This window comes from Kineococcus glutinatus (assembly GCF_039542765.1).
Lineage (GTDB): Bacteria > Actinomycetota > Actinomycetes > Actinomycetales > Kineococcaceae > Kineococcus_A > Kineococcus_A glutinatus.
On the sequence record NZ_BAABIL010000650.1, the window covers coordinates 1 to 2,356 of the forward strand.

Annotated in this window: 1 protein-coding gene; it reads right to left on the minus strand. The window is 76.9% G+C overall.

The features are described from left to right. The coding region (locus ABEB16_RS19625) for a helix-hairpin-helix domain-containing protein (RefSeq protein WP_345713887.1) at positions 1-2,356 on the minus strand (2,356 nt) is incomplete at both ends.

Consider the following 2,356-nt stretch of genomic DNA (forward strand, 5'->3'; position numbering starts at 1 on the left):
TCCCGCGCCAGGGTGCGCTCGAGGCGGGCCAGCAGGTCGCCGCCGGTGACGAGCCGGGCGGTCACCGGGTGGGGCCGGCCGACGCCGGCGAGGGCGTCCAGGCCCCCCACGGCGGCCAGCCGCCGCAGCACCGGCCGGTGCGGGCGGGCGCGCACGCGCAGGTCGGTGAGATCGGCGAAGGGCTGCTGCCCGACGATGCGGGCGACCTCGGCGGCGGAGATGCCGCGCACCCCGCTGAGGGCGGCGCGGATGCCGCGGCGGCCGTCGGGCAGCACCTCCACCCGCCACGCCTCGCGGGAGACCTGCACGTCGACGCCCAGCAGCGGGACGCCCAGGCGGCGCGCCTCGGCCAGCAGCAGACGGCGGGGGTACATCCCCGGGTCGTGCTCGAGCAGACCGGCGAGGAACTCCGCGGGGTGGTGCGCCTTCAGCCACGCCGACTCGTACGTCGTGCGGGCGAACGCCGCGGAGTGGGCGCGGGCGAAACCGAAACCCCCGTGGCCCTCCAGGACCCGCCAGACCCGTTCCACGACGTCGGCGGTGTAACCGCGCGCGGTGGCGGTGTCGCGGAAGAAACCCTCGACCTCCGCCCGCCCGGCGGGGTCCCCCAGGCGGCGGCGCAGCACGTCGGCCTGCGCGAGACCGCACCCGGTGAAGACGTCGAGGATGCGCATCACCTGCTCGTGGAACACCGCCACGCCGTGGGTGTCGCGCAGGATCGGGCGCAGGTCCTCGTGGGGCAGCGGGTGCCGGCGCCAGCCGTGGTGGGCCTCCAGGAACGGGGTGACCATGTCGTTGGCCATCGGCCCGGGCCGGAACAGCGCCACGTCGACGACGAGGTGCTCGAACGTCTGCGGCTGGAACTTGCCCAGCAGTTCCCGCTGCCCGGGGGACTCGACCTGGAAGACGCCCAGGGTCTGCGTGGAGCGGATCAGCTCCCACGTCGCGGCGTCGTCCAGCGCGATCGCCTCGAGGTCCACACCGCCGCCCCCCGGCGCCGGTGGCCCGGTGCGCTCGATCTCGGCCAGGGCGTGGGCCATCGCCGACTGCATCCGCACCCCGAGGACGTCGAGCTTGAGCCAGCCCATCGGGTCCATGTCGTCCTTGTCGAACTGGCTCGCGAGCAGCCCGGCGACACCGCAGGGCTGCACGGGCGTGCGGTCCAGCAGCGAGGCGTCGGACAGCACGACCCCGCACGGGTGCAGGGACGCGTTGCGCGGCAGCCGGTCCAGGAACGCGCTGACGTCCACGAGCAGGTCCAGCTGCCGGTCGGCGCGCACCAGCGCCGCCAGCTCCCGCAGTTCCGGGCGTTCGGCCAGGGCCCGGCGCAGGTGGCGGGCGTCCACGCCGCGCAGGCTCTTGGCGACCTCGTCGACGACGCCGGGGTCCACCCCGAGGGCGAGGCCGGCGTCCCGCACGGCACCGCGGCCGCGGTAGGCCTGCGTCGTCGACATCAGCGCCACCCGCTCGTGCCCGAACCGGGAGGCGAGCTCGCGGTAGACGTCGTGGCGGCGGGCGGACTCCACGTCGACGTCGATGTCGGGCAGGGTCTCCCGGCGCAGCGAGATGAACCGCTCGAACAGCAGGCCGTTGGCCACCGGGTCCACGCCGGAGATGCGCAGCAGCCAGGTCACCACGCTGCCCGCGGCCGAACCGCGCGCGGTGATGCGCACCCCCATCCGCCGCACCAGGCGGACCACCTCGTCCACGGCGAGGAAGTAGGGGCCGTAGCCGAGCTCGGCGATGACGCGCAGCTCCGCCTCCAGCCGCTCGTGCAACCGGCGCAGCTGCGCCCCGCGCGCACCGGGGTGGCGGTCGGCGATGCCCGCCTCGCAGCGGGCGCGCAGCTCCCCCACCGCGTCCCCGCGCACCCCGAGGACGTCCGCCTCGGGAACCCGCGCCACGCCCCAGCCGAGGTCGGCCGCCGGGTCCAGCCGGCAGCGGTCGGCCACGTCCTGCGTGCGCGCCAGCAGCCGGCGCGCACCGTCGGCGCCGAGGGCGGCGGCCGCGGCGGCCGCGGCGGCCACCGCCTCCACCAGCGCCGGGGGTTTCAGCCACGCCTGCGCGTTGGGGGCCAGCGTGGTGGTGCTCTCCAGGTCCACGAGCGCGGCCACCGCGTCGCCGAGGTCGGCGGCGACGGCATCGCCCGGTTCGCGGAAGCGCACCGCGTTGGTCAGCACCGTCGGGATCCCCGCCGCGGTGGCCGCCCGCAGCGCGCGGGCCACCGCGGGCACCGACAGCGGGTGCCCGTCGACGGTGAGGTGGCAGACGAGCTCCACGGCCAGCACCGGCGCCGGGCCCGCGCCCCCGGGCAGCAGGGCGGTCCAGCCCGCCCAGGCTGCGGACACCTGCCGCG